The organism is Streptomyces sp. NPDC006743, assembly GCF_040703815.1.
Lineage (GTDB): Bacteria > Actinomycetota > Actinomycetes > Streptomycetales > Streptomycetaceae > Streptomyces.
Window position 1 is genome coordinate 1 of the sequence record NZ_JBEYJA010000035.1, and the last position, 24,009, is coordinate 24,009.

The 24,009-nt window shown below is 75.1% G+C and carries 19 protein-coding genes, 1 tRNA gene and 1 pseudogene; 6 read left to right on the forward strand and 15 right to left on the reverse strand.

From position 1 onward, the window contains the following. Positions 1-32 precede the first annotated feature (32 nt). Positions 33-1,775, reverse strand: a complete 1,743-nt coding sequence (locus tag ABZ719_RS25140; protein ID WP_366727438.1) for an RDD family protein — start codon at positions 1,773-1,775, stop codon at positions 33-35. A 291-nt stretch (positions 1,776-2,066) separates the two neighbouring features. On the opposite strand from ABZ719_RS25140, the gene ABZ719_RS25145 reads away from it, so the two are divergent. Beyond that, the gene (locus ABZ719_RS25145) at positions 2,067-2,480 is read left to right on the forward strand and encodes an SsgA family sporulation/cell division regulator (RefSeq protein WP_366727439.1); all 414 of its coding nucleotides are present in this window, start codon (positions 2,067-2,069) and stop codon (positions 2,478-2,480) included. A 10-nt stretch (positions 2,481-2,490) separates the two neighbouring features. Here the strand turns inward: ABZ719_RS25145 and ABZ719_RS25150 are convergent, their stop codons facing one another. Continuing rightward, complete coding sequence (locus ABZ719_RS25150; RefSeq protein WP_366727440.1) at positions 2,491-3,897, reverse strand: FAD-linked oxidase C-terminal domain-containing protein; 1,407 nt, start codon at positions 3,895-3,897, stop codon at positions 2,491-2,493. A 219-nt stretch (positions 3,898-4,116) separates the two neighbouring features. Between ABZ719_RS25150 and ABZ719_RS25155 the strand changes: the two genes are divergently transcribed. Continuing rightward, positions 4,117-5,649, forward strand: coding sequence for a hypothetical protein (locus ABZ719_RS25155; RefSeq protein ID WP_366727441.1), 1,533 nt, complete (start codon positions 4,117-4,119; stop codon positions 5,647-5,649). 142 nt (positions 5,650-5,791) lie between these two features. On the opposite strand, the gene nthA is transcribed toward ABZ719_RS25155, so the two are convergent. From nthA to hppD, 4 genes are read right to left on the reverse strand one after another with little or no spacing between them, the layout of a single operon-like run. Next, on the reverse strand, positions 5,792-6,373 hold the full coding sequence (gene nthA, locus ABZ719_RS25160; protein WP_366727442.1) for a nitrile hydratase subunit alpha: 582 nt from the start codon (positions 6,371-6,373) through the stop codon (positions 5,792-5,794). Next, positions 6,363-6,659, reverse strand: coding sequence for an SH3-like domain-containing protein (locus ABZ719_RS25165; protein ID WP_366727443.1), 297 nt, complete (start codon positions 6,657-6,659; stop codon positions 6,363-6,365). The genes nthA and ABZ719_RS25165 overlap by 11 nt, the downstream gene beginning before the upstream one ends. Further along, positions 6,649-6,933: an SH3-like domain-containing protein gene (locus tag ABZ719_RS25170; RefSeq protein WP_037862498.1), complete on the reverse strand. Its 285-nt coding sequence runs from the start codon at positions 6,931-6,933 to the stop codon at positions 6,649-6,651. Before ABZ719_RS25170 ends, ABZ719_RS25165 begins: the two co-directional genes overlap by 11 nt. A gap of 50 nt (positions 6,934-6,983) precedes the next feature. Next, entirely contained in the window at positions 6,984-8,132 is a 1,149-nt protein-coding gene (gene hppD / locus ABZ719_RS25175) for a 4-hydroxyphenylpyruvate dioxygenase (protein WP_366727444.1), read from the reverse strand. A gap of 125 nt (positions 8,133-8,257) precedes the next feature. On the opposite strand from hppD, the gene ABZ719_RS25180 reads away from it, so the two are divergent. The 3 genes from ABZ719_RS25180 to ABZ719_RS25190 all read left to right on the forward strand — a co-directional run bounded on the left by ABZ719_RS25180 (position 8,258) and on the right by ABZ719_RS25190 (position 9,637). After that, complete coding sequence (locus ABZ719_RS25180; protein ID WP_366727445.1) at positions 8,258-8,725, forward strand: Lrp/AsnC family transcriptional regulator; 468 nt, start codon at positions 8,258-8,260, stop codon at positions 8,723-8,725. A 70-nt stretch (positions 8,726-8,795) separates the two neighbouring features. Then, complete coding sequence (locus ABZ719_RS25185) at positions 8,796-9,416, forward strand: winged helix-turn-helix domain-containing protein (RefSeq protein WP_366727446.1); 621 nt, start codon at positions 8,796-8,798, stop codon at positions 9,414-9,416. 14 nt (positions 9,417-9,430) lie between these two features. Further along, entirely contained in the window at positions 9,431-9,637 is a 207-nt protein-coding gene (locus tag ABZ719_RS25190) for a hypothetical protein (RefSeq protein WP_366727447.1), read from the forward strand. On the opposite strand, the gene ABZ719_RS25195 is transcribed toward ABZ719_RS25190, so the two are convergent. The 4 genes from ABZ719_RS25195 to ABZ719_RS25210 form a co-directional block, all read right to left on the reverse strand. After that, entirely contained in the window at positions 9,634-10,428 is a 795-nt protein-coding gene (locus tag ABZ719_RS25195; RefSeq protein WP_366727448.1) for a S16 family serine protease, read from the reverse strand. The genes ABZ719_RS25190 and ABZ719_RS25195 overlap by 4 nt on opposite strands. Before the next feature lie 30 nt (positions 10,429-10,458). Next, positions 10,459-11,100, reverse strand: coding sequence for a helix-turn-helix domain-containing protein (locus tag ABZ719_RS25200; RefSeq protein ID WP_366727449.1), 642 nt, complete (start codon positions 11,098-11,100; stop codon positions 10,459-10,461). Positions 11,101-11,427: 327 nt separating this feature from the next. Continuing rightward, entirely contained in the window at positions 11,428-13,218 is a 1,791-nt protein-coding gene (locus tag ABZ719_RS25205) for a DEAD/DEAH box helicase (protein WP_366727450.1), read from the reverse strand. 303 nt (positions 13,219-13,521) lie between these two features. Continuing rightward, positions 13,522-15,024 (reverse strand): MFS transporter, encoded by a 1,503-nt coding sequence (locus ABZ719_RS25210; protein WP_366727451.1) that lies wholly within the window; start codon positions 15,022-15,024, stop codon positions 13,522-13,524. Positions 15,025-15,251: 227 nt separating this feature from the next. On the opposite strand from ABZ719_RS25210, the gene ABZ719_RS25215 reads away from it, so the two are divergent. Next, a tRNA-Cys gene (locus ABZ719_RS25215) sits at positions 15,252-15,326 on the forward strand. Positions 15,327-15,416: 90 nt separating this feature from the next. On the opposite strand, the pseudogene ABZ719_RS25220 reads toward ABZ719_RS25215, so the two are convergent. The 5 genes and pseudogenes from ABZ719_RS25220 to ABZ719_RS25240 form a co-directional block, all read right to left on the reverse strand. Next, positions 15,417-15,989 (reverse strand): annotated as a pseudogene (locus ABZ719_RS25220) (SUKH-4 family immunity protein); the annotation flags it as partial. A gap of 427 nt (positions 15,990-16,416) precedes the next feature. Beyond that, positions 16,417-18,735 (reverse strand): molybdopterin cofactor-binding domain-containing protein, encoded by a 2,319-nt coding sequence (locus ABZ719_RS25225; protein ID WP_366727452.1) that lies wholly within the window; start codon positions 18,733-18,735, stop codon positions 16,417-16,419. Beyond that, positions 18,732-21,008 (reverse strand): 2Fe-2S iron-sulfur cluster-binding protein, encoded by a 2,277-nt coding sequence (locus tag ABZ719_RS25230; RefSeq protein WP_366727453.1) that lies wholly within the window; start codon positions 21,006-21,008, stop codon positions 18,732-18,734. The genes ABZ719_RS25225 and ABZ719_RS25230 overlap by 4 nt, the downstream gene beginning before the upstream one ends. Beyond that, positions 21,005-21,898, reverse strand: coding sequence for an FAD binding domain-containing protein (locus tag ABZ719_RS25235; RefSeq protein ID WP_366727454.1), 894 nt, complete (start codon positions 21,896-21,898; stop codon positions 21,005-21,007). The genes ABZ719_RS25230 and ABZ719_RS25235 overlap by 4 nt, the downstream gene beginning before the upstream one ends. A gap of 420 nt (positions 21,899-22,318) precedes the next feature. Further along, positions 22,319-24,001, reverse strand: a complete 1,683-nt coding sequence (locus ABZ719_RS25240) for a beta-N-acetylhexosaminidase (protein WP_366727495.1) — start codon at positions 23,999-24,001, stop codon at positions 22,319-22,321. Positions 24,002-24,009: the final 8 nt, after the last annotated feature.

The window sequence follows — 24,009 nt, forward strand, 5'->3', positions numbered from 1 at the left end:
GTCGGCGCGGGTGTCCCGCGCCGCCGCCCCGGTCACCCCGCCACGAACGTGTGCGCCGCCTTGTCGTGCCAGCACTGGCGCCAGGGCCGGTCGAACACGCACCACAGGACGCCCACGACCCCCACGCACAGCAGCCCCGGCACGCTGTACACCAGCCAGCGGCGCAGGGCGGGAGCGAACGACGGGGGCTCGTGGCCCTCGATGTCCCGCACCTGCAGACCGCACAGCTTCTTGCCCAGCGTGCGGCCCCACTTGGCGGTGGGCAGCACCTCGTAGAGCACACCGAAGAGCAGGAGGACGGCGAGGACGATGCCGAGGTACGCCGCCGTCGTGCCGTCCAGCAGCCAGACGGTGACCGTACGGCCAGAGAGCTTGGCCGCGTCGATCTTCTCGTCCACGTGGTCGGCCGCCTTGGCGCCGAGCGGGACGGCGGCCACGGCGGTGACGCCCGCGAGGACCACGGTGTCGACCAGGCGGGCGGCGAACCGCTTGCCCAGACCGGCGGGCCGCGCCGCAGCCTGCCGCCGGGCCGCCGCCTGGAAGAGGTCCTCGACCGGTGACTTCCAGGGCGCGACGGGCTGCTCCTCGGCCGCCGGGACCGGACCCGCGCCCACGCCTGTTCCGGCTCCGACGCCGGCGAGCTGGTGCACCTGCTGGGCCCAGGAGGCCTGGCCGCCGCCGGGGCCGCCGGCCACCGGGGCGGGCACGGAGCCGGGCATTGCGGCGGCGGGCCGGGGCCCGGCGGACTGCGGAGGCACGACGGACTGCGGGGGCACGGCGGACTGCGGGGGCTGTGGAGCGCCGGGAGAGACGGGAGAAGCGGGTGCGGGGACACCGGGGGCGGGGGCGGGCACCGCGCCGGCGGCGGGGGCCGCGCCCGCCGGGGGCTGGATCTGCGCGGGGCCCTGGGCCTGTACCGGTCCCTGGGGGTGGGCCTGCACCGGAGCCTGGGGCTGGGCGGGGTCCTGGGGCGGGGCGGCCGAGGCGCGGGCGGCGGGCGCCTTCCCGGCGCCGAAGCCCGGGCCGCCGGCCGCTCCCGGCGCGGACTGGCCCTGAGCGGGCACCACGGGTCCGGACGCGGCCGGGCCCGTGCGGCCGTCGGGACGAGGGAGGGGACGGAAGGTCATGGTGCCGGCGTCCACGGGACCGCCCGGCCCGGGCACACCGGGCGCGGCCGGGGCGGCCGGTGCGCCGGACGCGCCGCCCGGCGGGGTGCCGGGCGCGCCGTCGGCCGCCGTCGGGCGCCGGAACACGAAGGTGCTCCCGGGCTCACCGCCGCCCTGGTCCTGCTCCCCCGCCGTGCCCTCCGCGCGGGCGGCGGAGCCTGCCGGGCCCGTGCCCGCCGGGGCGCTGGTGGGGGCGAGCCGGGGGTCGGGCCCGGCCGGGGCGCTCCAGGACCCGCCGTGGCCCTGGTCGCCGCCGGTGCCGGGCCGGCCGGCGTCGGCGGTCCACGGCGCGGCCGGCCGGGGCTGTCCGGCGGACGCCGGGCCGGCCGGGGCGGGCGCGGCCGAGGACTCCCCTGCCGGGGCGGGCCCGGCCGGCGGGTCCTCGTCGAAGAAGTGCGGACCGGTCGCCTCGACCTCCGGTACCGCGGGCCGGGCGGGCCGCACACCGGGCGGCGGGCTGAGCGGCTCGCCGTCGGCCGGTGCCGGCCGGCTGGTGCCCGGGACCCAGGAGGCACCGTTCCAGTACCGGACGTATCCGGGGATGGACGGGTCCGGGTAGTACCCCTCGCGGGGCCTGTCATCGCCTGGTGCGGGGGTTGGGGCGCTCATGTCCGTCGTCCCGTATCTGCTCGGGGGTCGTCTTGGGGGCCTCCACATCTATCAGACCGGGGCAGCCGGCACGGCCCGTCCCGCCGGACCCACTCCTTTCCGGGCAACCTCGCACAGGTGCTCCACCTTTCGCGGGCGCGCGGAGGAAACGGCGGGGCGGGCGGGAAAAAACCTCCGCGGACCCGCGTAATGCCCGGCGCCGTCCCGCCTCTGGACCGGTGCGGGTCCGTTCCGGGTCCGTACGCGGCACGCGGCACGCGGCACGCGGCACGAGTGGAGAGGACGAGAACCATGCGGCACACGGTGGTGGAGCGTGAACTGGAGCTGAGGCTGGTCCTGTCGCCCGAGCGGGGGATCCCCGTACCGGCGCGGCTGGCCTACCGCACCGACGACCCGTACGCCGTGCACATCGACTTCCACGTCGACTCCGGGCAGCCGGTGCACTGGGCGTTCGCGCGGGACCTGCTCGTGGAGGGGGTGTTCCGGCCGTGCGGGCACGGCGACGTGCGGGTGTGGCCCTCGAAGGCGGAGGGCCGCAGCCTCGTGCTGATGGCGCTCAGCTCGCCGTCCGGGACGGCCCTGCTGGAGGCGCCGTCCGCGCAGGTGTCGTCGTGGCTGGAGCGGACCCTGCGGGTGGTGCCGCCGGGCACCGAGGGCGAGCAGCTCGGCATCGACGCCGGGCTGGCCGGGCTGCTCGCCCGGTGAGGGCGGGGGCTCAGAACAGTTTGCCGGGGTTGAGGATGCCCAGCGGGTCGAAGACCTGTTTGACGGCCCGCTGCATCTCGACCCCGACCGGACCGATCTCGCGCGCCAGCCACTCCTTCTTCAGGACGCCCACGCCGTGCTCGCCGGTGATCGTGCCGCCGAGCCGCAGGCCCAGGGCCATGATCTCGTCGAAGGACTCGCGGGCGCGCCGGGACTCGTCGGGGTCCTGGGCGTCGAAGCAGACGGTGGGATGGGTGTTGCCGTCGCCCGCGTGCGCGCAGACGCCGATGGTGAGCTGGTACTTCTCGGCGATCTGTTCGACGCCGTCGAGCATCTCGCCGAGCCGGGAGCGCGGGACGCACACGTCGTCGATCATCGTCGTGCCCGTGACCGCCTCCAGCGCGGTCAGCGCCAGTCGCCTCGCTTGGAGGAGCAGTTCGGACTCGGCGGCGTCCTCGGCGGGGACGACCTGGGTGGCGCCGGCCGCCTCGCACAGCGCGCCGACGGCGGCGAGGTCGGCGGCGGGGTCGGGCGTGTCGAACGCGGCGAGGAGCAGGGCCTCGGTGGTCTCGGGCAGGCCCATGTGGGCGAGGGCGTTGACGGCCTTGACCGTCGTACGGTCCATGAGTTCGAGCAGCGACGGCACGTGGCCGCCCTCCATGATCCGGCACACCGCGTCGCAGGCGGCGGTCGCGGAGGCGAACTCGGCGGCGAGCACGAGCTGCTGGGGCGGCTGCGGTTTCAGGGCGAGGACGGCCCGGACGACGATGCCGAGGGAGCCCTCGGAGCCGACGAACAGGCGGGTGAGGTCGTATCCGGCGACGCCCTTGGCGGTGCGCCGGCCGGTGGACATCAGGCGGCCGTCGGCGAGGACCACGTCGAGGCCGAGGACGTACTCGGCGGTGACCCCGTACTTCACGCAGCACAGGCCCCCGGAGGCGGTGCCGATGTTGCCGCCGATGGTGCACATCTCCCAGCTGGAGGGGTCCGGCGGGTAGTACAGGCCGTGCTCGTTCACCGCGCGCGAGAGGGTGGCGTTGACGACGCCCGGCTCGACGATCGCGATGCGGTCGACGGGGTTGACCTCGAGGATCCGGTCCATCTTCGTCAGGGAGAGGACGATGCAGTCCTCGGAGGCGTTGGCCGCGCCGGACAGGCCGGTGCGGGCGCCCTGCGGGACGACCGGGACGCGCAGTTCGGTGGCGACCCGCATGACGTGCTGGACCTGTTCCACGGTGCGCGGCAGGACGACGACGGCCGGGGCGCCGGACGGGCAGAAGCTCGCCATGTCGTGGGCGTAGGAGGCCGTGACGTCGGGATCGGTGAGGACCGCCTCGGCCGGCAGGCCCGCGAGGAGCCGGTCGGTGAGGTTGGCCTCGGCTGCGTCGGGTGCGGCTTGGATACGGCTCACGATCACAGCCTCGCACCCACGGCGACCGGTGGGAACCCCGTGACCGGCATCCCTGCGCCTGCCGGGTGGTACGGACTGGCGGGCGACGGAGCCGGCCGCCCGGCAAAAGTCTCCGCCGGGTGTCGTCCGCCCGGTGGGGATCGGTTCCGTCCGGTGGGTGGCGGTGGGGAGCGGGCGCCGGGTCGTGCGCGGGCCGGGCCGGTGCGGCGGCGCACAGTGTGCGCCATGGAGAAGCCTGTGCGGTGTCCGGCCACGTCCCCGCAGCCCGAGACGGCACCCGCGCCGCCGCGCCGCCCCCCGCGGCGGCTCCTGCTGCGGCTGCTCGTCGCGCTGGCCGTGCTGGGCGGGGTGCTCGGCGCGGTCTGGTCGGCGCTGCCGGGCCGGGGGCAGCCGGCAAGGCCGGCCGTGCCCCGGGTCCCGGCCGCTCCCGGGCCGCCGGGGAAGGCGGCGGCGCTGAGCGCCGTGACGGCCGGAGTGCCGGCGGCACTGCCCGGCCTGACGGAGCTGATCGCCGACCGGGAGCGCTGGGTGCGGGCGCATCCGCGGGACGCGCGGGCGTGGGCGGTGCTGGGGGCGGCGTACGTCGAGCGGGGGCGGCGCACGGCGGACCCGGCGGACCTCCCGGCCGCCGACCGGGCGCTGCGGACCTCGCTGCGGCTGAGCCCGGAGCGCGGCGCGGACGCGTCGGCCGCGCTCGCGGCGCTGGCCGTCCAGCGGCGTGACTTCCCCACGGCGCGCACCTGGGCCGAGGCGGCGGTGAAGCTGGCGCCGAGGCGGGCGACGGCGTACGCCCTGCTGATCGAGGCCTGTACGGGGACCGGCGACCACAAGGCGGTCGCGCGCTCCCTGGACGAGCTGCTGAAGCTGGACCACTCCCCCGCCGCGCGGGCCGGGGCGGCGGCCGTCTACCGGGATCGCGGCTGGCGGGAGGACGCCGAGGCGCAGGTGGCGGACGCGGCGGCGGCCGCGACGGCGCCCGCGGAGCGGGCCGCGTACCTGGAGCAGGCCGGGCGCTACGCCTGGGAGCGCGGCGCCCTGGACGAGGCGCTGCGCCACTTCGCGGCGGCCCTGCGCCTGGATCCCGCGCTGCGCGACGCCCGCGCCGGGCAGGCCCGCACGCTGGCCTCGCTGGACCGGCCCGAGGAGGCCGTACGCGCCTACGGCCTGGCGCTCGGCACCCGGCCGCGCCCGGAGCACCTGCTGGAACTCGGTGAGCTGTACGAGTCGCTGGGGCGGGAGGGGCAGGCCGGGGCCCAGTACGACCGGGTGCGCGAGCGGGCCGCCCAGGACGCGGCGGCCGGGATCGACGACGACTTGGTCCTCGGCCGGCTGGAGGCGGACCACGGCGACGCGGGCGAGGCGGTGCGGCTGCTGCGCGCCGAGTGGCAGCGCCAGCCCTCTACCGCCGTGGCCGACGCGCTGGGCTGGGCGCTGCACCGCGACGGGCAGGACCAGGAGGCGCTGAAGTTCGCCACGGCGGCAACGGACGAGAAGCAGGGCGGCGGGGTGCGCAACGCGCTGTACGAGTACCACCGTGCGATGGTCGAGCAGGACCTCGGGCTGTCCGGGTCCGCGCGCCGGCAGCTGGCGCAGGCGCTGCGCACCAACCCCTGGTTCTCGCCGCTGTGGGCGCCGGACGCCGCCGAGGCCCTGGACGAGCTGGGCGAACCGGTGCCCGCCGAGGCGCCGGAGGGGGTGAGCGTGGCGGCGGAGTTCACCGCCGCCCCCTCCCGGGAGCCCGCGACGCAGCCTCAGTAGACGACGACGCGGTGCCCGTGGCGGCGCCGCGGTCCGGGCGGGCGGCGACCCGGCGCCCGGATCCCGCGGCCCGGCCCCCGCAGGCCGCGGCCCGGTCCCCGGGGGCCGACACGGTCCCCGCGGGCCGCGGCGGGGTCCCGGCTCACAGCGTCGCGGTGCCGATCAGGGCGTTGCGGGTGACCAGGGCCGCCAGTCGCTCCTCGTCGAGGCCTTCCGTGTCGGCGGGCCGCCGGGGCAGCACCATGTACCGGGTCTCCGCGCTGGAGTCCCACACGGTGATGTCCGTGCCGTCCGGCAGTTCCGTGCCGAACTCGGCCAGCACGGCCCGCGGTTCCCGCACCACCCGGGAGCGGTAGGCCTCGGACTTGTACCAGCTCGGGGACGGCCCGAGCAGCCGCAGCGGATAGCAGGAGCAGAGGGTGCAGACGATGACGTTGTGGGTCGTCTCGGTGTTCTCCACCACCCTCAGCCGCTGGTAGGAGCCTTCCATGTAGCCGAGTTCGCGGACGGCGGCGGTGCCGTCGGCCAGCAGCCTCGCCCTGTAGGCCGGGTCGGTCCAGGCGCGGGCCACGACGCGGGCGCCGTTCGCGGGACAGGCGCCGGTGAGGGAGGCGTCGATGATCTCGTCGAGGCGGGCACCGGAGAGCACCCCCTTCTCCTCCAGCAGTGCCTCCAGGCGCCGTACCCTCCGGGCGATCGCCGCGTCGGCGTGGTCACCGCTCATCGTGCTGCTCCTCCGCACCGCTCAGGTAGCTCTCCCACAGATCCAGGACGACGTGGTGGTCGCCCTCGCCCCACAGGTCGCGGGCGGCGAAGCGGACGGCGTAGACCTGCTCGACGGGCGCGTCCGCGCGGCCCTGCGCACTGACGTCGGCGAGCGGGGCCCGCCCTTCCGGTTCGACCACGACGCCCTGTTTGCCGCGGGCGTAGCGCGGCAGGCGGGTGTGGTGCGGCGGGTCGTGCGGGAAGGTGCGCACCCGGGTGCCGGGGGCGAAGCGGTCAGACGGCATCGAGTTCTCCCGGGCTCAGCACACCCTTGCGTTCCAGCAGGATGCGGATGGCCTCGAACCAGCGCTCGTAGTACGAGGTGGTGAGGTACTCGGTGGGCGGCATCGATTCGATGGCGTCCCGGAACTCGTTGGTGTTGAACAGCCCTTCCGCGCGCAGGGCGTTGAGGAGGCCGACGACCCGCGCCTCCCAGTCGGCGTGGAAGGGCGCGGGGTCGTCGGTGGTGTCGACCGGGCCGAAGCCGACCGTGCCGCCCACGTCGTTGATCCTGGCCATGGGCGGCAGCCTACGGCCTGACGGGCGGCCCGTCCCGGCGGGAGAGCGGCTCAGAGGTTGCCGCGGCGCTCCTGCTCGCGCTCGATCGCCTCGAAGAGGGCCTTGAAGTTGCCCTTGCCGAAGCCCATGGAGCCGTGCCGCTCGATGATCTCGAAGAACACCGTCGGGCGGTCCTGGACCGGCTTGGTGAAGATCTGCAGCAGGTAGCCGTCCTCGTCGCGGTCGGCGAGGATCTTGAGCTCGCGCAGGGTGTCGATGGGCACCCGGGTGTCCCCGACCCACTCGCCGAGGGTGTCGTAGTACGAGTCCGGGGTGTCCAGGAACTGGACGCCGGCGGCGCTCATCTGGCGGACCGTGTGCACGATGTCGTTGGTGTTCAGCGCGATGTGCTGGACGCCGGCGCCGCCGTAGAACTCCAGGTACTCGTCGATCTGGGACTTCTTCTTGGCGATCGCGGGCTCGTTGATCGGGAACTTCACCTTGAGGGTGCCGTCGGCCACGACCTTCGACATCAGGGCGCTGTACTCGGTCGCGATGTCGTCGCCCACGAACTCCTTCATGTTCGTGAAGCCCATGACCTTGTTGTAGAACTCCACCCACTCGTTCATGCGGCCGAGTTCCACGTTGCCGACGCAGTGGTCGACCGCCTGGAAGGAGCGCTGGGCGGGCGGCTCGACCATGGGGGCGGCGGCCGTGAAGCCCGGCAGGTACGGGCCGTCGTAGCCGGTGCGCTCGACCAGGGTGTGGCGGGTCTCGCCGTAGGTGGCGATCGCGGCGAGGACGACGGTGCCGTGCTCGTCCTTCAGCTCGTACGGCTCGGCCACGGAGCGGGCGCCGTGCTCGACGGCGTAGGCGTACGCGGCGCGCGCGTCCGGGACCTCGATGGCGAGGTCGACGACGCCGTCGCCGTGCTCGGCCACGTGCTGGGCGAGGAAGCGGCCCCAGTCGGTGGCGGGCTTGATCACCGAGGTGAACACGAAGCGGGCGGAGCCGCTCTCCAGGACGTAGCTCGCGGTCTCGCGGCTGCCGTTCTCCGGTCCGGAGTAGGCGACCACCTGCATGCCGAAGGCGGTGGAGTAGTAGTGCGCCGCCTGCTTGGCGTTGCCCACGGCGAAGACGACCGCGTCCATTCCCTTGACCGGGAAGGGGTCGGCCTGCCGTGCGGTCGCGTCGGGAGTGTGCTCTGTGGTCTGCGTCATGGCGGAAGCGTCACCCGGGTCCGCAAGGTGCGCAATAGTTCGCGTATTCACTGGGCAAAGTGAGCAGTGAAAGCCCGGGACCGGCGGGCTGTCTGTACAGGATGACCACCTGGGAGGCGGGGCTCATGGCGATCGATCATCTGGACGGCCGCATCATCGTGCTGCTGGCGCGTGAGCCGCGCGTCGGCGTGCTGGAGATGTCCCGGCGGCTGGGGGTGGCGCGCGGGACGGTCCAGGCGCGCCTGGACCGGCTCCGTTCGGGCGGGGTCATCCGCGGCTTCGGCCCGGAGGTGGACCCGGCCGCGCTCGGCTACCCGGTCACGGCCTTCGCCACGCTGCAGATCCGGCAGGGGCAGGGCGCGGGCGTACGCGCCCACCTGGCGGCCGTGCCGGAGGTGCTGGAACTGCACACCACCACCGGCACCGGCGACATGCTGTGCCGGCTGGTGGCCCGCTCGAACGCCGACCTCCAGCGCGTGATCGACCGGGTGGTCGGGATCGAGGGCATCGTCCGCGCGTCCACGGCGATCGTGATGGAGAACCCGGTGCCGCTGCGGATCATCCCGCTGGTGGAGCAGGCGGCGGAGGAGTAGCGGGTCACGCGCGGGACCGGTTGCAAAGAAGTGGTTGCAAGGAGTTCTTTGCAAGGCTATCTTTGCATCCATGACCGAGTCCGAGCCCCACTCCCGACCCGAGGCCGAATCCCGCCCCCCGCAGCACGCGGTCCGGCAACTCGACGCCCGCTCCCTCAGAGGGCTGGCCCACCCGCTGCGGATGCAGCTGCTCACCGCGCTGCGCCACGGCGGCCCCGCCACCGCCTCCCGGCTGGCCGAGAAACTGGGCGAGTCCAGCGGTGCCACCAGCTACCACCTGCGCCAGCTCGCCGCCCACGGCTTCGTCGAGGACGCGCCGGGCCACGGCAAGGGCAGGGAGCGCTGGTGGCAGGCGGCGGACGGGGGCGTGAGCTTCGACGAACAACTGCTCAAGGACCCCGACCCGGCGGTCCGCGGCGCCGCGGACCTGTTCCTGCACGAGATCGCCAACCAGCACACCAGGGAACTGGCGACCTGGATCGCCGGCAAGAACACCTGGTCCGAGCCGTGGACCAGCGCCTCCGACATGAGCGACTGGACCCTGCACCTCACGCCCGACCTCGCCCTCGACCTCATCGAGAAGATGCACGCGCTGGTCGAGAGCTACCGGGCCCTGGCCCCGGCCGAGGGCACCCCGGAGCGCGAGCAGGTCCGCGTGCACACCCACCTCTTCCCCACCCACACGGCCTGAGAGGCAGCAGCCCGATGCATCCCGAGACCCACCTCGTCCTGCACCACGCCCGCGCCGCCGAACTCCACGCGGAAGCGGATGCCGACCGGCTGGCCGGCGACGTACGGCAGCGGCGCCGGCAGCCGCGCGACCTGCGGGGCCGGCTCGGCTGGACCCTCGTCGAGGTCGGCCTGCGCCTGGCCACCGCCACGCCCGCCGTGCCGAAGGCCGTGGCGGCCTAACAGCTCGGTACGGCCGACTCCTTGCCCTCGCGCAGGGCGGTCAGGGCGCCGAGCGCGCCCTTCAGGGTGGTCACCGGGACCAGTCTGAGGCCCTTGGGGAGTTCCGCCGCGGCGTCCTTGCACTCGTCCTTCGGGACGAGGAAGACCGTGGCGCCGTCCCGCCGCGCGGCCTGCGTCTTGAGGGCGACACCGCCGACCGCGCCCACCGTCCCGTCGGGACTGATCGTGCCGGTGCCCGCGATCGTGCGGCCGCCCGTGAGGTCGGAGCCGGCGCCGTCGCCGTGCAGCTTGTCGATGATGCCGAGGGAGAGCAGCAGGCCCGCGCTCGGGCCGCCGACGTTGGCGAGGTCGAGCTTCACGTCGATCTTCTGGCCGGACTTGCCGAGGTACTTCAGCGCGGCCTGGGTCGCCGCGTCCTGCGACTGCTTCATCTGCGCCGCGTTGTGCTGCTCGATCTGCCGGACGTTGTCGCCGCTCGGGTAGACGGCGTCGCGCGGCATGACGGCGCGGTCGGTGGCGAACCAGCCGTCGATCACGTCGCCCAGCGAGATGTGCGCGTCCGGACCGGTCGCCTCGATGGTCACCATCCGCAGCTGGCCCGTGGTGTCGCGGACGGGCGCCCCCGAGATCGTGATCACCTGGTTGCCCTTGAAGGTGCCCAGCACGTTCGCCGTCGACCCCGGCTGCGCCACCGAGAACGGCAGCGGCGCGAACACCGCCGTGGCGATCAGAGCCACGACGGGCAGCGCGCAGACGGTGAGGGCCTGGGGGCGTGTGAGGCGAGAGAGCACGGGTTCAATCTACGCGACGGTGTGTCACGGTCACCTGAGTGCCTCGGCCACCTCACGGGCGGCGTCCACCACCCTCGGCCCCACCCGGTCGGGCACGGCGTCCGCGAGCATCACCACGCCGACACTGCCCTCGACCCCGCTCACACCGAGCAGCGGCGCCGCCGCCCCGCAGGCGCCGGCCTCCAGTTCGCCGTGGGTGAGGGTGTAGCCGGGTTCGGCGGCCGGCTGGCGGCGGGCCGTCAGGATCGCCTTGCCCGCCGCGCCCCGGTCCAGGGAGTGGCGGAAACCCGCCCGGTAGGCCACGTGGTAGTCGGTCCAGGTGGGTTCGACGACGGCGACCGCGAGCGCCTCGGCGCCGTCGACCAGGGTCAGGTGCGCCGTCGCGCCTATGTCCTCGGCCAGGGCGCGCAGCGCGGGCAGCGCCGCCTCGCGCACCAGGGGGTGCACCTGGCGGCCCAGGCGCAGCACCCCGAGTCCGACGCGGGCGCGTCCGCCCAGGTCGCGGCGGACCAGCGCGTGCTGTTCGAGGGTGGCCAGGAGCCGGTAGACGACGGTCCGGTTCACGCCCAGTCTCTGGGACAGCTCGGTGACGGTCAGCCCGTGGTCCGTGTCGGCCAGCAGTTTGAGGACCCTCAGTCCCCGGTCGAGCGTCTGGGATGTCTCCGCGGTCACGACGCCCACTCCTTCAGTGGTGAGGTCGGCGGCGCTCCTCGCGGCGGGTGCGTCACCGAGTCCCGTCAGTGACGCGCGACAGAGGCCGCCGATCGGCCGGCGGTCCGGGGCGCTCCCGGACTCAGTCGCTTCACGGCTGCGCTCCGCGGCGGCGCTGCCACGGGGCGTGTGCGTAGCGGGACAGTAGCGAAGCCGGTTCGCTGAGCGGAAGGCTCCGTCCAGAATCCGGGCAGTGCCCCATGGGAACTGTTCGCGTACGTCCCGATACGTACCGCACACCTCTGCACAAGGTCCTCACACGCCCCCGGACGCCGGGGGCGGTGCCCCTCAGCGCATCCGGGTCGCCCACTCCTGCACCTTGGCGATGCGCTGGCGCAGTTGACCGGCCGTGGCCTCCGCGCTCGGCGGGCCGCCGCACACGCGGCGCAGCTCGGTGTGGATCACGCCGTGCGGCTTCCCGCTCTGGTGGACGTAGGCGCCGACCATGGTGTTGAGCTGCTTGCGCAGCTCCATCAGTTCCTTGTGGGTGACCACCGGCCGCCGCTCGGCGGGCAGTTCGAGCAGGTCCGCCTCGTCGTCCGGCTTCCTGCGGCTGTGCGCGATCTGCCGCGCCTGCCGCTTCTGGAGCAGCAGCTGGACCTGCTCGGGCTCCAGCAGGCCGGGGATGCCGAGGTAGTCCTGCTCCTCCTCGCTGCCGGGGTGGGCCTGCATGCCGAACTCGGCGCCGTCGTAGAGGACCCGGTCGAAGACGGCGTCGGACTCCAGCGCCTCGAAGGGCAGCGTGTCCTGCTCGCCGGTGTCCTCGTCCTGCTCCTTGTTCGCCTCGTCCATCTCCTTCTCGGACTCGGCGTAGGGGTCCTCCTCGCCCTCCTTCTTCGGCTTGTCGAGGGCGTGGTCGCGCTCGACCTCCATCTCGTTGGCGAAGGTCAGCAGGTCCGGGATGGTCGGCAGGAAGACGGACGCGGTCTCGCCGCGCCGCCGGGAGCGTACGAAACGGCCGACGGCCTGCGCGAAGAACAGCGGGGTGGAGATCGTCGTCGCGTACACCCCGACCGCGAGACGGGGGACGTCGACGCCCTCGGAGACCATGCGGACCGCGACCATCCAGCGGTCGTCGCCGTCGCTGAACTCGTCGATCCGCTTGGAGGCGCCGGTGTCGTCGGACAGCACGACGGTCGCGCCGCTGCCGGTGATCTCGCGGATCAGTTTGGCGTAGGCGCGGGCGGAGTCCTGGTCGGAGGCGATGACCAGGGCGCCGGCGTCCGGGATGGCCTTGCGGACCTCGGTGAGCCGCTGGTCGGCGGCGCGCAGCACGGCCGGCATCCACTCGCCGCGCGGGTCGAGCGCGGTGCGCCAGGCCTGGCTGACCGCGTCCTTGGTCATCGGCTCGCCGAGCCTGGCCTCGATCTCGTCGCCGGCCTTGGTGCGCCAGCGCATGTTGCCGCTGTAGGAGAGGAAGATGACCGGGCGGACGACGCCGTCGCTCAGGGCGGAGCCGTAGCCGTAGGTGTAGTCGGCGGCCGAGCGCCGGATGCCGTCGTTGCCCTCCTCGTACGTGACGAAGGGGATGGGGTTGGTGTCCGAGCGGAACGGCGTACCGGTCAGCGCGAGCCGGCGGGTAGCGGGCTCGAACGCCTCCAGGCAGGCCTCGCCCCACGACTTGGAGTCACCGGCGTGGTGGATCTCGTCGAGGATGACGAGGGTCTTGCGCTGCTCGACGCGGTTGCGGTGCAGCATGGGGCGCACGCCGACGCCCGCGTACGTCACGGCGACGCCGTGGTACTCCCGGCCGAGCGGGCCCGCGCTGTAGTCGGGGTCCAGCTTGATGCCTATGCGCGCGGCGGCCTCGGCCCACTGCTTCTTCAGGTGCTCGGTGGGTGCGACCACGGTCACCTGCTGGACCACGTGGTGGTGCAGCAGCCAGGAGGCGAGGGTCAGCGCGAAGGTGGTCTTCCCGGCGCCCGGGGTGGCGACCGCGAGGAAGTCGCGCGGCTGCTCCTGGAGGTACTTCTCCATGGCGCCCTGCTGCCAGGCACGCAGCTTGCTGGCGGTTCCCCACGGTGCGCGGCCGGGGAAGGCGGGCGAGAGGTGGTGCGAGTGCGAGGAGGTGGCAGACATGGGTGTGGGCCCGGAGGGCCCTCCGTTGAGGGTGGTGGCGGGCGACGGGCGGGCGGTAGTCACGGTCTCCGGGTTCGTGGTGCGGGTCGGTCTCGGCTACGTATGACAACCGGGCCACCCTACCGGTGTCCTCACCCCTCTCCCGAGCCGACGACACTCCACCGGGCACGGGTGCGACGCGGGTCACAGATCACCGGTACCGGTCCTCGGCGTCCGGCCCGCGTGATCCGCGCGCGGGGCGCCACACGGCCGGCGGGCGACACCGGCCGCACCGCCCCCTTCACCGGCCGCGCGGGCTCCGCGTCACCGCTCGCCCCCCTCACCGGTCCGCAGCCGGCCGGTGACCCACGCCCCCGCCAGCGCCACGCACGCCATCGGCAGGAACACCGCCGCGAACGCGGCCGGGTGGGCGCCGGAACCGCTCGTCGCGGCCGCTGTCGCGTGGGACACCGTGCCGCCGCCCAGCGCGGCGAAGGCGGCGCCGCCCGCGGCCAGCAGGAGGACGTTGGAGAGGGCGTCGGACATCTGGAGGGCCGCCGAGTTGGCCCCGGCCTCCTCGGGGGCGGACAGGCGCAGCAGGAGCACGCTGGTGGAGGAGATGACCAGGCCCATGCCGAAGCAGCCGAAGCCCCAGGCGACGGCGACCGTCCACACGGGCACGGAGTGGATCAGCACGCTCGGCGCGGTGGCGATGGCCGCGGCGACCAGCACCATCCCGAGCGTCATCAGCCGCTCCCGGTACGGTGCCACGCGCGGCCGGGCCTGCACCCACGACCCCAGGGCCCAGGTGACGCCGCCCGCGGCCAGCGAGAACCCGGCCAGGGTCGGGGACAGCCCGCGCTGGGTGACGAGCATCAGCGGGACGAAGGACTCGGCGGCGATGAAGGACCCGGCGGCGACGCCTCGCAGCAGCACCACGGACGGCAGCCCGCGCGCCGCCCGGTACGTGCCGTGCGGCAGCAGCCCGCGCACGGCCGGCACCAGCAGCGCGGCGCCCGCCGCGGCCGGGAGCAGCGCCGCCCACCGCAGGTCCTGCGCCGCGTACTGGAGGAGTCCCGCGCCGAGCGAGACGGCGAGGGCGAGCCGGATGCGCCGCCGGGCGGAGGACGGCGAGGTGTCCTCGCCGCCGCCCTCCCCCACCGGGCCGGACGCCCGCCGCCGTATCTGCGGCAGGGCCATCGCCAGCGGGAGGACCACCAGCACGGGGATGCCGATGAACACCCAGCGCCAGCCCAGGTGCTCGGTGACCGCACCGGAGGCGAGCGGGCCGACGATGGAGGGGACCACCCAGGCCGCCGCGAACGCCGCCATGATCGCCGGGCGCAGCCGCTCGGGGTAGGCGCGTCCGACGACGACGTACAGGGCGACGATGACCAGTCCGCCGCCGAGGCCCTGAACGGCCCGGCCCAGGATGAAGACCCACATCGTGCCCGCCGTCCCGGCCAGCAGCAGTCCGGCGGCGAACGCGCCGATGCCGGCGGTGAGCGCGCCCAGCGGGCCGCGCCGGTCCGACCACTGCCCGGCGAGCACCATCCCGAACAGGCTGGTCGTGAAGTACCCCGAGAACGCGAACGCGTACAGCGACACCCCGTCCAGCTCGCGCGCCGCGACCGGCATCGCGGTGCCGACGGCGGTCGCCTCGAAGGCGATCAGCAGGACGACGGAGACGATGCCGATGCTCAGTGCCCGGTGGGCGCGGCCGAGCACCGAGCCGGCGTCCTCGGCCGCGACCTCCGGTGAGGCGGGCGTCGTGCGTGGTTCAGGGATGCCTGCGACGTCGGTGTCGCGTGGTTCGAGGGCGGTCATGGTCGTCAGGGTAAGGTCCGCAAGCGGCTTTGACCCCTGTCGGGAGTCGGTCCCGGTCCGGGACCTCGGTCGTACGACCGGACGCACGGCGTCCTCCTTCCCCGTCCCGTTCATGAACGGCGTGTGGCGGTCCCGTTGCGGCGCCCGCTTTCTCCTTGAGTCACCGCCCGCGCCCGCCCTACGGTCGAGGAACCGAGTCCGGGACGAGCAGTCGGCGTCACGAACACGGCCGTGTGCCCGAGTGGTTCAGGGAGTCGCCTGCAAAGCGACTTACGCGGGTTCGATTCCCGCCACGGCCTCCAGATGCGGCCTCCTGGCCGTGATGTCTCGGGGGATGCGGCGGGCGGGGTGCTTCAGGGCGCTCCGCCCGCTTCCGTCTGGACACCGGTCCGCCTCTTGCGGTGCAGCAGCCAGAGGGTGAAGGCGAGGACGGAGACGTCCGTGTCGAGCGGGCGGAGCGCGGCCTCCGGCTCGCTCCGGTTCCACACCGCGCCCGTACCGCCGTCCAGCACCAGGGTGTTGTCCTCGGCGAGACGGCCCAGGCGTATCAACCGGTCGGCCGGGAGCGGGAGTCCGGCCGGCGGGAGGCCCGCTGACTCCTCGTCGGCGTAGTACTCGGCGAGGGTGGGCAGCGGGATGTCGGTGTCCAGGCGGAAGAGGAGGCCGTCCTCGGGCAGGCCCGTCTCGCGCAGGAAGCGGCGGGTCGGCTCGTGGGTGAGCGTGGCGGGGAAGTCGACGTCCTCGAAGCGGGCGACGCGGCCGCGCCCGAACTCTTCCTCGAGGAGGCGGGCGGGCAGGTCGAGGGTGAGGCCCGAGCGCGTGCCGGGGCCGGTGATCAGGGCCGGGCGGCGGATCGGGGCGGCGGTCTGCCGCAACGGCGGTGCCTCGCCGCCGCCCTTACCCGCACAGGACACCGTGAGGAGTCTGCGGGACGCCTCGGCGACCGCATCCGGGCCGAACCGGCCGCGGCCGGCGTGCGGTCCGGTACCGGTGCGCGGTCCGAGACCGGCGCGCGGCTCAGGACCGGCATGCGGTCCGAGACCGGCGCGCGGTACGGGGCCGACGCACGGCTCAAGACCGGCATGCGGTCCAAGACCGGCGCACGGCTCAGGACCGGCGTACGGCTCAAGACCGGCAGTCGGTTCGAGGCCCGCGCAGGGGCCGAGGCCGGCCCTGCGTCGGGTGATCACCGCGGCGGCGGTGCCGGTCGTGCTCATCTGTCCCCCGTGTCCCCCGTGCTGAACGGTCCCGGACACGGGCGGGCCCGGTCCGGGGCGGGGCGCGGCCGGGCCCGCACGCGGCGGGCGGGCACCGTCGTCCCCACTGCCCAGCACACTACGCCGCCCCACTGACAACGCCCCCGGCCTGCGTGAACGCCCGGGGAACGGGGGGTCACCTGCCGGTGACGACCGCGGCCTGCGGGCGGATCGGCAGCCGGTTGACCGGGCGGCCGGTGGCGGCGCGCACCGCCGAGGCGACCGCCGCCGGCGAGGTGACCACCGGGACCGCGCTGACCGCCTTGGCGCCGAAGGGGGCCACGACGTCGCGTTCCTCGACCAGTTTCACGATCCGGATGTCGGGCGCGTCCAGGGCCGTCGGCAGCGCGTAGCCGGTGAGGTCGGGGTGGCGGACCAGACCGCGCGGGGTGCGCAGGTTCTCCGTGAGGGCGATGCCCACGCCCTGTGTGACGCCCGCCTCGATGCGCGCGGCGAGCTGCGCGGGGTTGAGGATCCGGCCCACGTCCTGGGCCACCGCCAGCTCCACCACCCGTACCGAGCCCAGTTCGATGTCCACGTCCACCACCGCGCGGACGGCGCAGAAGGCGAGGCCCACGAAGGCGTCGCCCTGGCCGGCCTCGTCCAGCGGCTCCGTGGGGTGCGGGCGGCACTGTGCCGTCGCCCACAGCTCCTTGCCCTCCATGGCCTCGGTGACCGTGGTCGACAGCACGCCGTCGTAGGAGGTGATCTTGCCGTCGGTGATCTGGAGCAGTTCGGTGGACATGCCGAACTTGTGCGCCAGGGGCTGCAGGAGCTGGGTGCGGACCATCTTCGCCGCCCGCTCCACGGCGCCGCCCGACACCCACGTGTGCCGGCCGCGGCAGCCCGCGCCGGCGGGGGGCTGGTCGGTGTCGACGGGGGCCACGTGGACCTCGTCGACGCCCAGCGTCTCCTGGACGATCTGCCGGGCGAGCGTGGTGAAGCCCTGGCCGGTCTCGACGGCCGCGCACAGGACGGTCGCGACGCCGTCGTGGACCTTCACGGTGGCCGTGGAGACCTCGTCGGCGCCCTCCGCGCCCAGCATGTGCACCATGCCCAGGCCGTAGCCCACGCCCCGGCGCACCGCGCCCGGGTCGCCCGCGCCCTCGGGGCCGCCGGGCAGCAGCCACTCGTCCTCGGGGGTGTCCTTGGGCAGCGGCGGCAGCGGGTGGTCCCGGACGGCCTGGAGCAGTTCGGCGACCGGGGCCGGGCAGGTCACCGTCTGCCCGGTGGGCAGGACATCGCCGGTCGCCAGCACGTTGCGCAGGCGCAGTTCGGCCGGGTCGACGCCGAGTTTCCTGGCCAGTTTGTCCATCTGCGCCTCGTAGGCGGCGCACACCTGGAGGGCGCCCTCGCCGCGCACGTGGCCCGAGGGCGGGTTGTTGGTGCGTACCGCCCAGCCCTCGATGAACGCGTGCGGGACGACGTAGGGGCCGCAGGCGAAGGACACGGCGGCGGCCAGGGCCTCGCCGGAGGTGTCGGCGTAGGCACCCGCGTCCAGCAGGATCTGCGCCTCGACCTTCACCAGCCTGCCCTCGGCGTCCGCGTGGTGGCGGTAGCGCAGGAGGGTCGGGTGGCGGTGCACGTGGCCCAGGAACGACTCCTCGCGGGTCGCCGTCAGCTTCACCGGGCAGCCGGTGCGCAGCGCCAGCAGACCCAGCGGGAGCTGGAAGCCCTGGTCCTCGCGGTCGGCCGTCGCGCCCGGCACACCGGTGACGACGATCTTCACGCGGTCGGGAGCCAGGCCGTAGCAGGCGGCGAGGGTGTCGCGGTCGGCGTGCGGGTCGGTGGAGGCCACGTACAGCTCGACACCGCCGTCGGGACGGGGGACCGCGAGCCCGGCCTCGGCGCCGATGGGTGCCGGGTCCTGGCGGCCGATGCGGTACAGGCCCTCGACGACGACCTCGCCGGCCGCCTCCGGGTCGCCGTGGCGCAGCGGGATGTGCCGGATCAGGTTGCCGTCGGGGTGCAGGGGTTCGGCCTCGAAGGCGTGTTCCGGGTCGGTCACCGGGTCGAGCACCTCGTACTCGACGATGACGGCGGCGGCGGCCATCCGCGCGGTGTCGGGGTGGTCGGCGGCGACGGCGGCGATGGGCTCGCCGTGGTGGCGTACGACGTCGGAGGCGAACACGGGCCGGTCGGCCACGCCCCGGCCGTACAGGGGGCGGCCGGGCACGTCCTCGTGGGTGACGACCGCGCGGACACCGGGCATCTCGCGCGCGTGGGAGGTGTCGATGGACACGATGCGCGCGTGCGGGTGCGGTGAGCGCAGCACGGCCGCCCACAGCAGGCCCTCGGCCCACAGGTCGGCGGCGTAGGGGAAGGTGCCCTCCGTCTTGGCGCGGGCGTCGGCGGGCGGCAGCGAGGAGCCGATGCCGTGCGGCAGCGGTTCCGGTGACGCGGGCGCGGTCTCCGCAGCGGAAGCGGTGGCGGCGGTGGCGGCTTCGTTGCTCACGCCTGGCCTCCGTCCTGGCCGTAGGGGTCGTGCGGGTGGTGCGGTGGTTCGTGGGGGGCGTACGGGTCGGGCGTGTCGAAGGCGGACGGGTGGACGCCGCCCGCGCCGGGGCCCGCCTGGTGCGGGATGCGGGGCTCGCCGGCGCCCGCCTCCTCGTGCTCCGCCCCGCTGTGCCCGGCCCCGGTCTGCCCGGCCGCGCCGGGCTCGCTCTCCAGGTGCTCGGCGGCGGCCGCCTCGCGCTCGGCGACGACCTCCCCGACCGCCCGCAGGACGCCCTGGTAGCCCGAGCAGCGGCACAGGTTGCCGCACAGGGCCTGCCGGGTCTCCCGCTCGGTCGGCGCCGGGTTGCCCTCCAGCAGGTCGTGCACGGTCATCGCCATGCCGGGCACGCAGAAACCGCACTGCACGGCGCCGCAGCGCGCCAGCGCCCGCTGCACGTCCGAGGGCTGCCCGTCGGCGGCCAGGCCCTCGACCGTACGGACCTCGCTGCCCGCGGTGGTGACGGCGGGCACCAGGCAGGAGGCGACGAGGCGGCCGTCCACCTGCACGTTGCAGGCGCCGCACTCGCCCTGCGAGCAGCCGTCCTTGGCGCCCGCCAGGCCGAGCCGCTCACGCAGCACGTACAGCAGCGACTCGCCGATCCAGGCGTCGGTGACGGGCCGGTCCACGCCGTTGACGCGCAGCACGTAGGAGGCGAGGGGGTGTTCGTCCTGCGGCGGCGCGGCGGGCGTGTCCTGCGGGTCCGGCTCGGCCGCCGTCTCCTGCCGGGCGGACGGCTCGTGGGGACCGGCGTCCGCGTCCGGCGCCGCGTCCGCGGCGGGGGCCGGGCCGGGTCCGGCGCCGGTCTCCGCGGGCCCCGCGCCGGTCTCCGGGGCCGTGGCGGGCTCCTGGGCGGCCTGGGGCTCCGCGGCGGCGCCCTCGGCCGGGGCGGGACCGGCGGGCGGCTCAGCGGGGCCGTCCGCGGCCGCTACGGGCTCTCCACCGGCCTCCGGCCGCTCTGCGCCGGTCCGCGCGGGCTCTCCGTCGGTCTGCGCGGCCTCCGGTGCGTCGGCGGGCCGCTCCCGCGGGTCCTCCTCCGCCTGGTGTCCGGCGGCGGGCGCGGACGCGGAGGCGGGCTCGGTCCCCGGGGCGTCCGGCGCCGGGTCCGGGTCCGTCACGAGCCCGGCGGGCGCTTCGGGCGCGGCGGGCACCTGGTCCTCGGAGGGCGCCTGGTGGCCGGACGGTTCCTGGTGGCCGGACGGTTCCCGGGGCGCGTCGGGCGCCTCGGGCGCCGGTGCCTCCTCGGGCGTGCCGGGGGGTGCCTGCGGTGCCGTCCCCGGCGCGGGCGCGGGTCCGGCCTCGGTGTGCTGCCCGGGGGCGTGCACCGGGTGTTCGGGGGCCGGGTGGTGGGGAGCCGCGTGCTGCGAGGCCGGGTGCTCCGGGGCCGCGTGCTCCGGGGCCGCGTGCTCCGGGGCCGGTGCGGGCAGCCCGGCACCGTACGACCGGTCGGAGGGGTCGCTCCCGTACGCGCCCGGGGCGGGCTCCTGCGCCGTCCGGCCCCACGAGTGCCCGGCGGTCTCCGTGGCCCACGGGGCGGGGGCGCCGCCGGGGAGGGTGGCCGGAGGCGTGCCGCCCCACTGCTCGATCAGGGACGACGTGGTGAACTCGCCGGACTCGTCCGGGATGTCACCGCCGGCGACCGGGATCGACCACTGCCCGGTCACGTCGTGCCCGGTCGCGGCCCCGCCGGGCCGGCCCCCGGGATGCCCGGGAACCTCCTGGTGCCCGTCGGTCTCCCCCGGTCCGGGGAACTCCTGGTGGCCGGGGAACTGCTGGTGCCCGGAGAAATCCTGGTGACCCGGGGCCTCCTGATACCCAGGGGCCTCCTGATGCCCCTGCATCTCCTGGAAGTTCCACTGCTGGGTCGCCTCGGGCCGGTAGGTGAACCCCTCGCCCGCGCCCGTCCCGGCCTCCTCGTCGCCGCGCCGCGGCACCGCGTTCGGGTCGGGCCACCCGGCGCCCTGCGCGGGCGCGGCCGGCACGCCGGGGACGGCCCAGGTGCCCGTCGCCGCCGGGTCGGTGGCCTCGGCCGGGGCGGAGGTGACCGTTATCTGCGGCGGCACGTAGCCGTGCCCGGGCGCGGCGAGCGGGCTGTCGGCGGCCAGGAGGGCGTCGATGCCGCCCTCGGGCAGCTTCACGAACGCGGTCGCGCCGTCGTCGTAGTCGCCCTGCGGCAACGGGTCCCAGCGGCCGCCGCCGTGGGGCGCGTCCTGTCCGTGCTGGTCGTCGGTCACGACAGCGCCCTCCCCAGTGCTCGTCGGGCCAGCGCGGCGACGGTGCGCCGCAGGTGCAGTACGGCGGGCGGAAGCTGCTGCACCGAGCCGTCCTCCGCCGGGACGGGGTCGGGGATGCAGGCCGCGGCCACGTACTCGCCGAAGGCGTCCAGCGCCTCGGGGACGATCGCGCGGTTGTTGTCCCAGTCGATGAGCTGGGCCACCCACTGCTCGGCGTCCAGCGGCCTGAGCGGCATCGGCGCTATGGCACCGACCGCGCAGCGCACGCCGCGCCGGGCCGGGTCGAGGACCAGCGCCACGGAGGCGACCGCGCGGCCGGGCCCCGTACGGCCGGTCGCCTTCAGGAAGACCTGGGGGGCGTGCAGCAGCGGCAGCCGCACGTAGCCGATGAGTTCGCCTGCGCGGAGCATCTCCACGCCGGCCAGCAGGTGGGAGACCGGGACCTCGCGGCGGGCCCCGCCCGGGCCCGCGACGATCAGGGTGGCCTCCAGCGCGGCCAGCACCGGCAGCGCGTCCCCGGTGGGGGCGGCCGAGGCGATGTTGCCGCCCAGGGTCCCGGCGTTGCGGATGTGCGGCGGACCGGCGGCGCGCGCGGCGGCGGCCAGCGCCGGGATCAGGGCGGCGAAGTCGGGCCGGCCCATGCGCGCGTGCGTGAGGCCCGCGCCGAGCAGCGCGTGCCCGTCCTGGTACTGCCAGCCGCGGATCTCGCTGATCCGGCCGAGGCCGACCAGCGCGGCGGGCCTGAGCTGCCCGGAGTTGACGGCGGCCATGAGGTCGGTGCCGCCCGCCACGGGTACGGCGGCGGGCATGGCGGTGAGTGCCGCCACCGCCTCGTCCAGCGTCGTGGGCAGCGTGACGGCCTGCGCCGCCCGTGGTGCGTGCGTGGTCAAACCGGCTGCCCCTTCCCGCTGCCCCACTGGTCCCACCCGTGCTGCCGTACGGTACGGCCTGACAGGGCGGACGTGGCAACTCTGGCACATCTTCGCAGGGCTCGCGGACACGGGTCCGCCGGGAGGCATTCGCCCACCTCATCGGGGACATGGTCCCTTTTGACACGGGATCACCGGTGCGAGCGAATTAGCGCTGTTCGCTGACTCTTGCGGGCTTTTTCCGCTACCAGTTCGAGACAGCATGCGCTCCGGCCGGGACGGCGGGGGCGCGCCGGCCCGGACCGCGGGACACCGGCCCGGCCGGCGGCGGCCGGTGACCGCCCCGGTGCGGCCGCGGGGGACCGCGCACGACAGCGGACCGCGGGCACGGAACCCGCCGCCCGGCCGCCCGCGGCCCCGCGGCCCCTACGGGCCCGCGCGCTACCTGACCGGCGGCGGCCCGTCGATGGGGCGTCCCAGCACGCCCGGCCTGCGCTGCCAGGGGTGCGGTCCGGCGGGCGGGCGGTAGCCGACGCCCAGGGCGTCCAGGCGCCGGTAGTGGGCGGTCATCCGCCGCTCGAAGCCGGCGAAGTCCCGTTCCGGTGAGGGGGGCAAATCGCTCCAGGCGACCTCGGCGAAGGCTGCCAGCCGGGGGAAGGTCTGGTAGTCCACGCGCGCGGGGTTCTCCATCACCTCGGTCCACACGTTGGCCTGGGTGCCCAGGACATGGGGGACGTGGGCGGCCTCCAGGCCGGGCGGAACCGGCTCGAACCGGTAGACGTCCTCCAGGGTGCGGACGAAGCCGATCGGCACCGGTTCGTCGGCACCCGCGTCCTGCCGGTGGTCCAGGTACACGTGCTGCTCGGGGCACATGACGACGTCGTGACCGGCGCGTGCGGCGGCGATCCCGCCCGCGTAGCCGCGCCAGGAGGCGACGGCGGCGCCCTCGGCGAGACCGCCCTCCAGGATCTCGTCCCAGCCGATGAGCCGGCGCCCGCGCGCGGTGAGCCACGTGTCGAAGTGGCGGATGAACCAGGACTGGAGTCCGTCCTCGCCGTCCAGTCCGAGTTCCTTGATGCGGGCCTGCGCGGTGGCCGAGGCGCGCCACTGCTCCTTGGGGCACTCGTCGCCGCCGATGTGGAAGAAGCCCGAGAACGGGGCCGCGTCGGCGGGGAAGAGTTCGAGCAGTTCTTCGAAGACGCCCTCGTAGAAGCGGAGGGTGCCGTCGGTGGGGGCGAGGACGTTCTCGCTGACACCCCAGTCGTCCCAGACGCCGAGGGCGGTGGTGTCGACGACGTCGGTGTTGCCCAGTTCCGGGTAGGCGGCGATGGCGGCCTGCGAGTGCCCGGGCACGTCCACCTCGGGGACCACGGTGATGTGCCGCTCGGCGGCGTAGGCGACGATCTCGCGGATGTCGTCCTGGGTGTAGTGGCCGCCGTGCGGCTTGTCCTCCCACAGCGGGGAGGCGCGGTGGCCGAACTTCGTCCGCGGGCGCCAGGAGCCGGTCCCGGTCAGCTTCGGGTACCGCTTGATCTCGACGCGCCAGCCCTGGTCGTCCGTCAGGTGGAAGTGGAGCACGTTGAGTTTGTGGGCGGCCATCAGGTCGAGGTAGCGCAGGACGCCGTCCTTGGGCATGAAGTGCCGGGCGACGTCCAGCATCAGGCCGCGCCAGCGAAAGCGCGGGGTGTCCTCGATCCCGGTCAGCGGCAGCCGCCACCGTGCGCCGGGCAGCGGGGCGCGCCGGAAGGCGGCCGGGCCGAGGAGCTGACGCAGTGTCTGGGCGCCCCAGAAGAGGCCGGCGGGGCCGCCGCCCGCGAGGTCCGCGCCCCGCGCGGTGACCGTCAGCCGGTAGCCCTCGGCGCCGAGGTCGCGCGTGACGGCCTCGTCCAGGCGCAGCCGCAGGGCGCCGTCGCCGTCCGGCGCGGGGGCGAGCGGCAGTCCGGTGGCGGCGCCGAGGGTGGCGCGCAGCCAGCGTTCGGTGCGGGCGGTGCCCTCGCCCGCCGACACCGTGGTGTCCGGGCCCAGGTCGAGGAACCGTTCCTCGTCGGCCGTCATGCGCCCCGGCCGGGGGATCAGGCCCGCCGGCTCGTCGGACAGCTCGGTCACCCCGGTCACGGGGGTCATGCCGTTCA

Excerpts from the sequence above, each read along its gene's own strand:
- ABZ719_RS25140 (WP_366727438.1), bottom strand. The coding sequence starts at position 1,775 with ATGAGCGCCCCAACCCCCGCACCAGGCGATGACAGGCCCCGCGAGGGG.
- ABZ719_RS25145 (WP_366727439.1), top strand. The coding sequence starts at position 2,067 with ATGCGGCACACGGTGGTGGAGCGTGAACTGGAGCTGAGGCTGGTCCTG.
- ABZ719_RS25155 (WP_366727441.1), top strand. The coding sequence starts at position 4,117 with ATGGAGAAGCCTGTGCGGTGTCCGGCCACGTCCCCGCAGCCCGAGACG.
- nthA (WP_366727442.1), bottom strand. The coding sequence starts at position 6,373 with ATGAGCGGTGACCACGCCGACGCGGCGATCGCCCGGAGGGTACGGCGC.
- ABZ719_RS25165 (WP_366727443.1), bottom strand. The coding sequence starts at position 6,659 with ATGCCGTCTGACCGCTTCGCCCCCGGCACCCGGGTGCGCACCTTCCCG.
- ABZ719_RS25170 (WP_037862498.1), bottom strand. The coding sequence starts at position 6,933 with ATGGCCAGGATCAACGACGTGGGCGGCACGGTCGGCTTCGGCCCGGTC.
- hppD (WP_366727444.1), bottom strand. The coding sequence starts at position 8,132 with ATGACGCAGACCACAGAGCACACTCCCGACGCGACCGCACGGCAGGCC.
- ABZ719_RS25180 (WP_366727445.1), top strand. The coding sequence starts at position 8,258 with ATGGCGATCGATCATCTGGACGGCCGCATCATCGTGCTGCTGGCGCGT.
- ABZ719_RS25185 (WP_366727446.1), top strand. The coding sequence starts at position 8,796 with ATGACCGAGTCCGAGCCCCACTCCCGACCCGAGGCCGAATCCCGCCCC.
- ABZ719_RS25190 (WP_366727447.1), top strand. The coding sequence starts at position 9,431 with ATGCATCCCGAGACCCACCTCGTCCTGCACCACGCCCGCGCCGCCGAA.
- ABZ719_RS25205 (WP_366727450.1), bottom strand. The coding sequence starts at position 13,218 with ATGTCTGCCACCTCCTCGCACTCGCACCACCTCTCGCCCGCCTTCCCC.
- ABZ719_RS25210 (WP_366727451.1), bottom strand. The coding sequence starts at position 15,024 with ATGACCGCCCTCGAACCACGCGACACCGACGTCGCAGGCATCCCTGAA.
- ABZ719_RS25240 (WP_366727495.1), bottom strand. The coding sequence starts at position 24,001 with ATGACCCCCGTGACCGGGGTGACCGAGCTGTCCGACGAGCCGGCGGGC.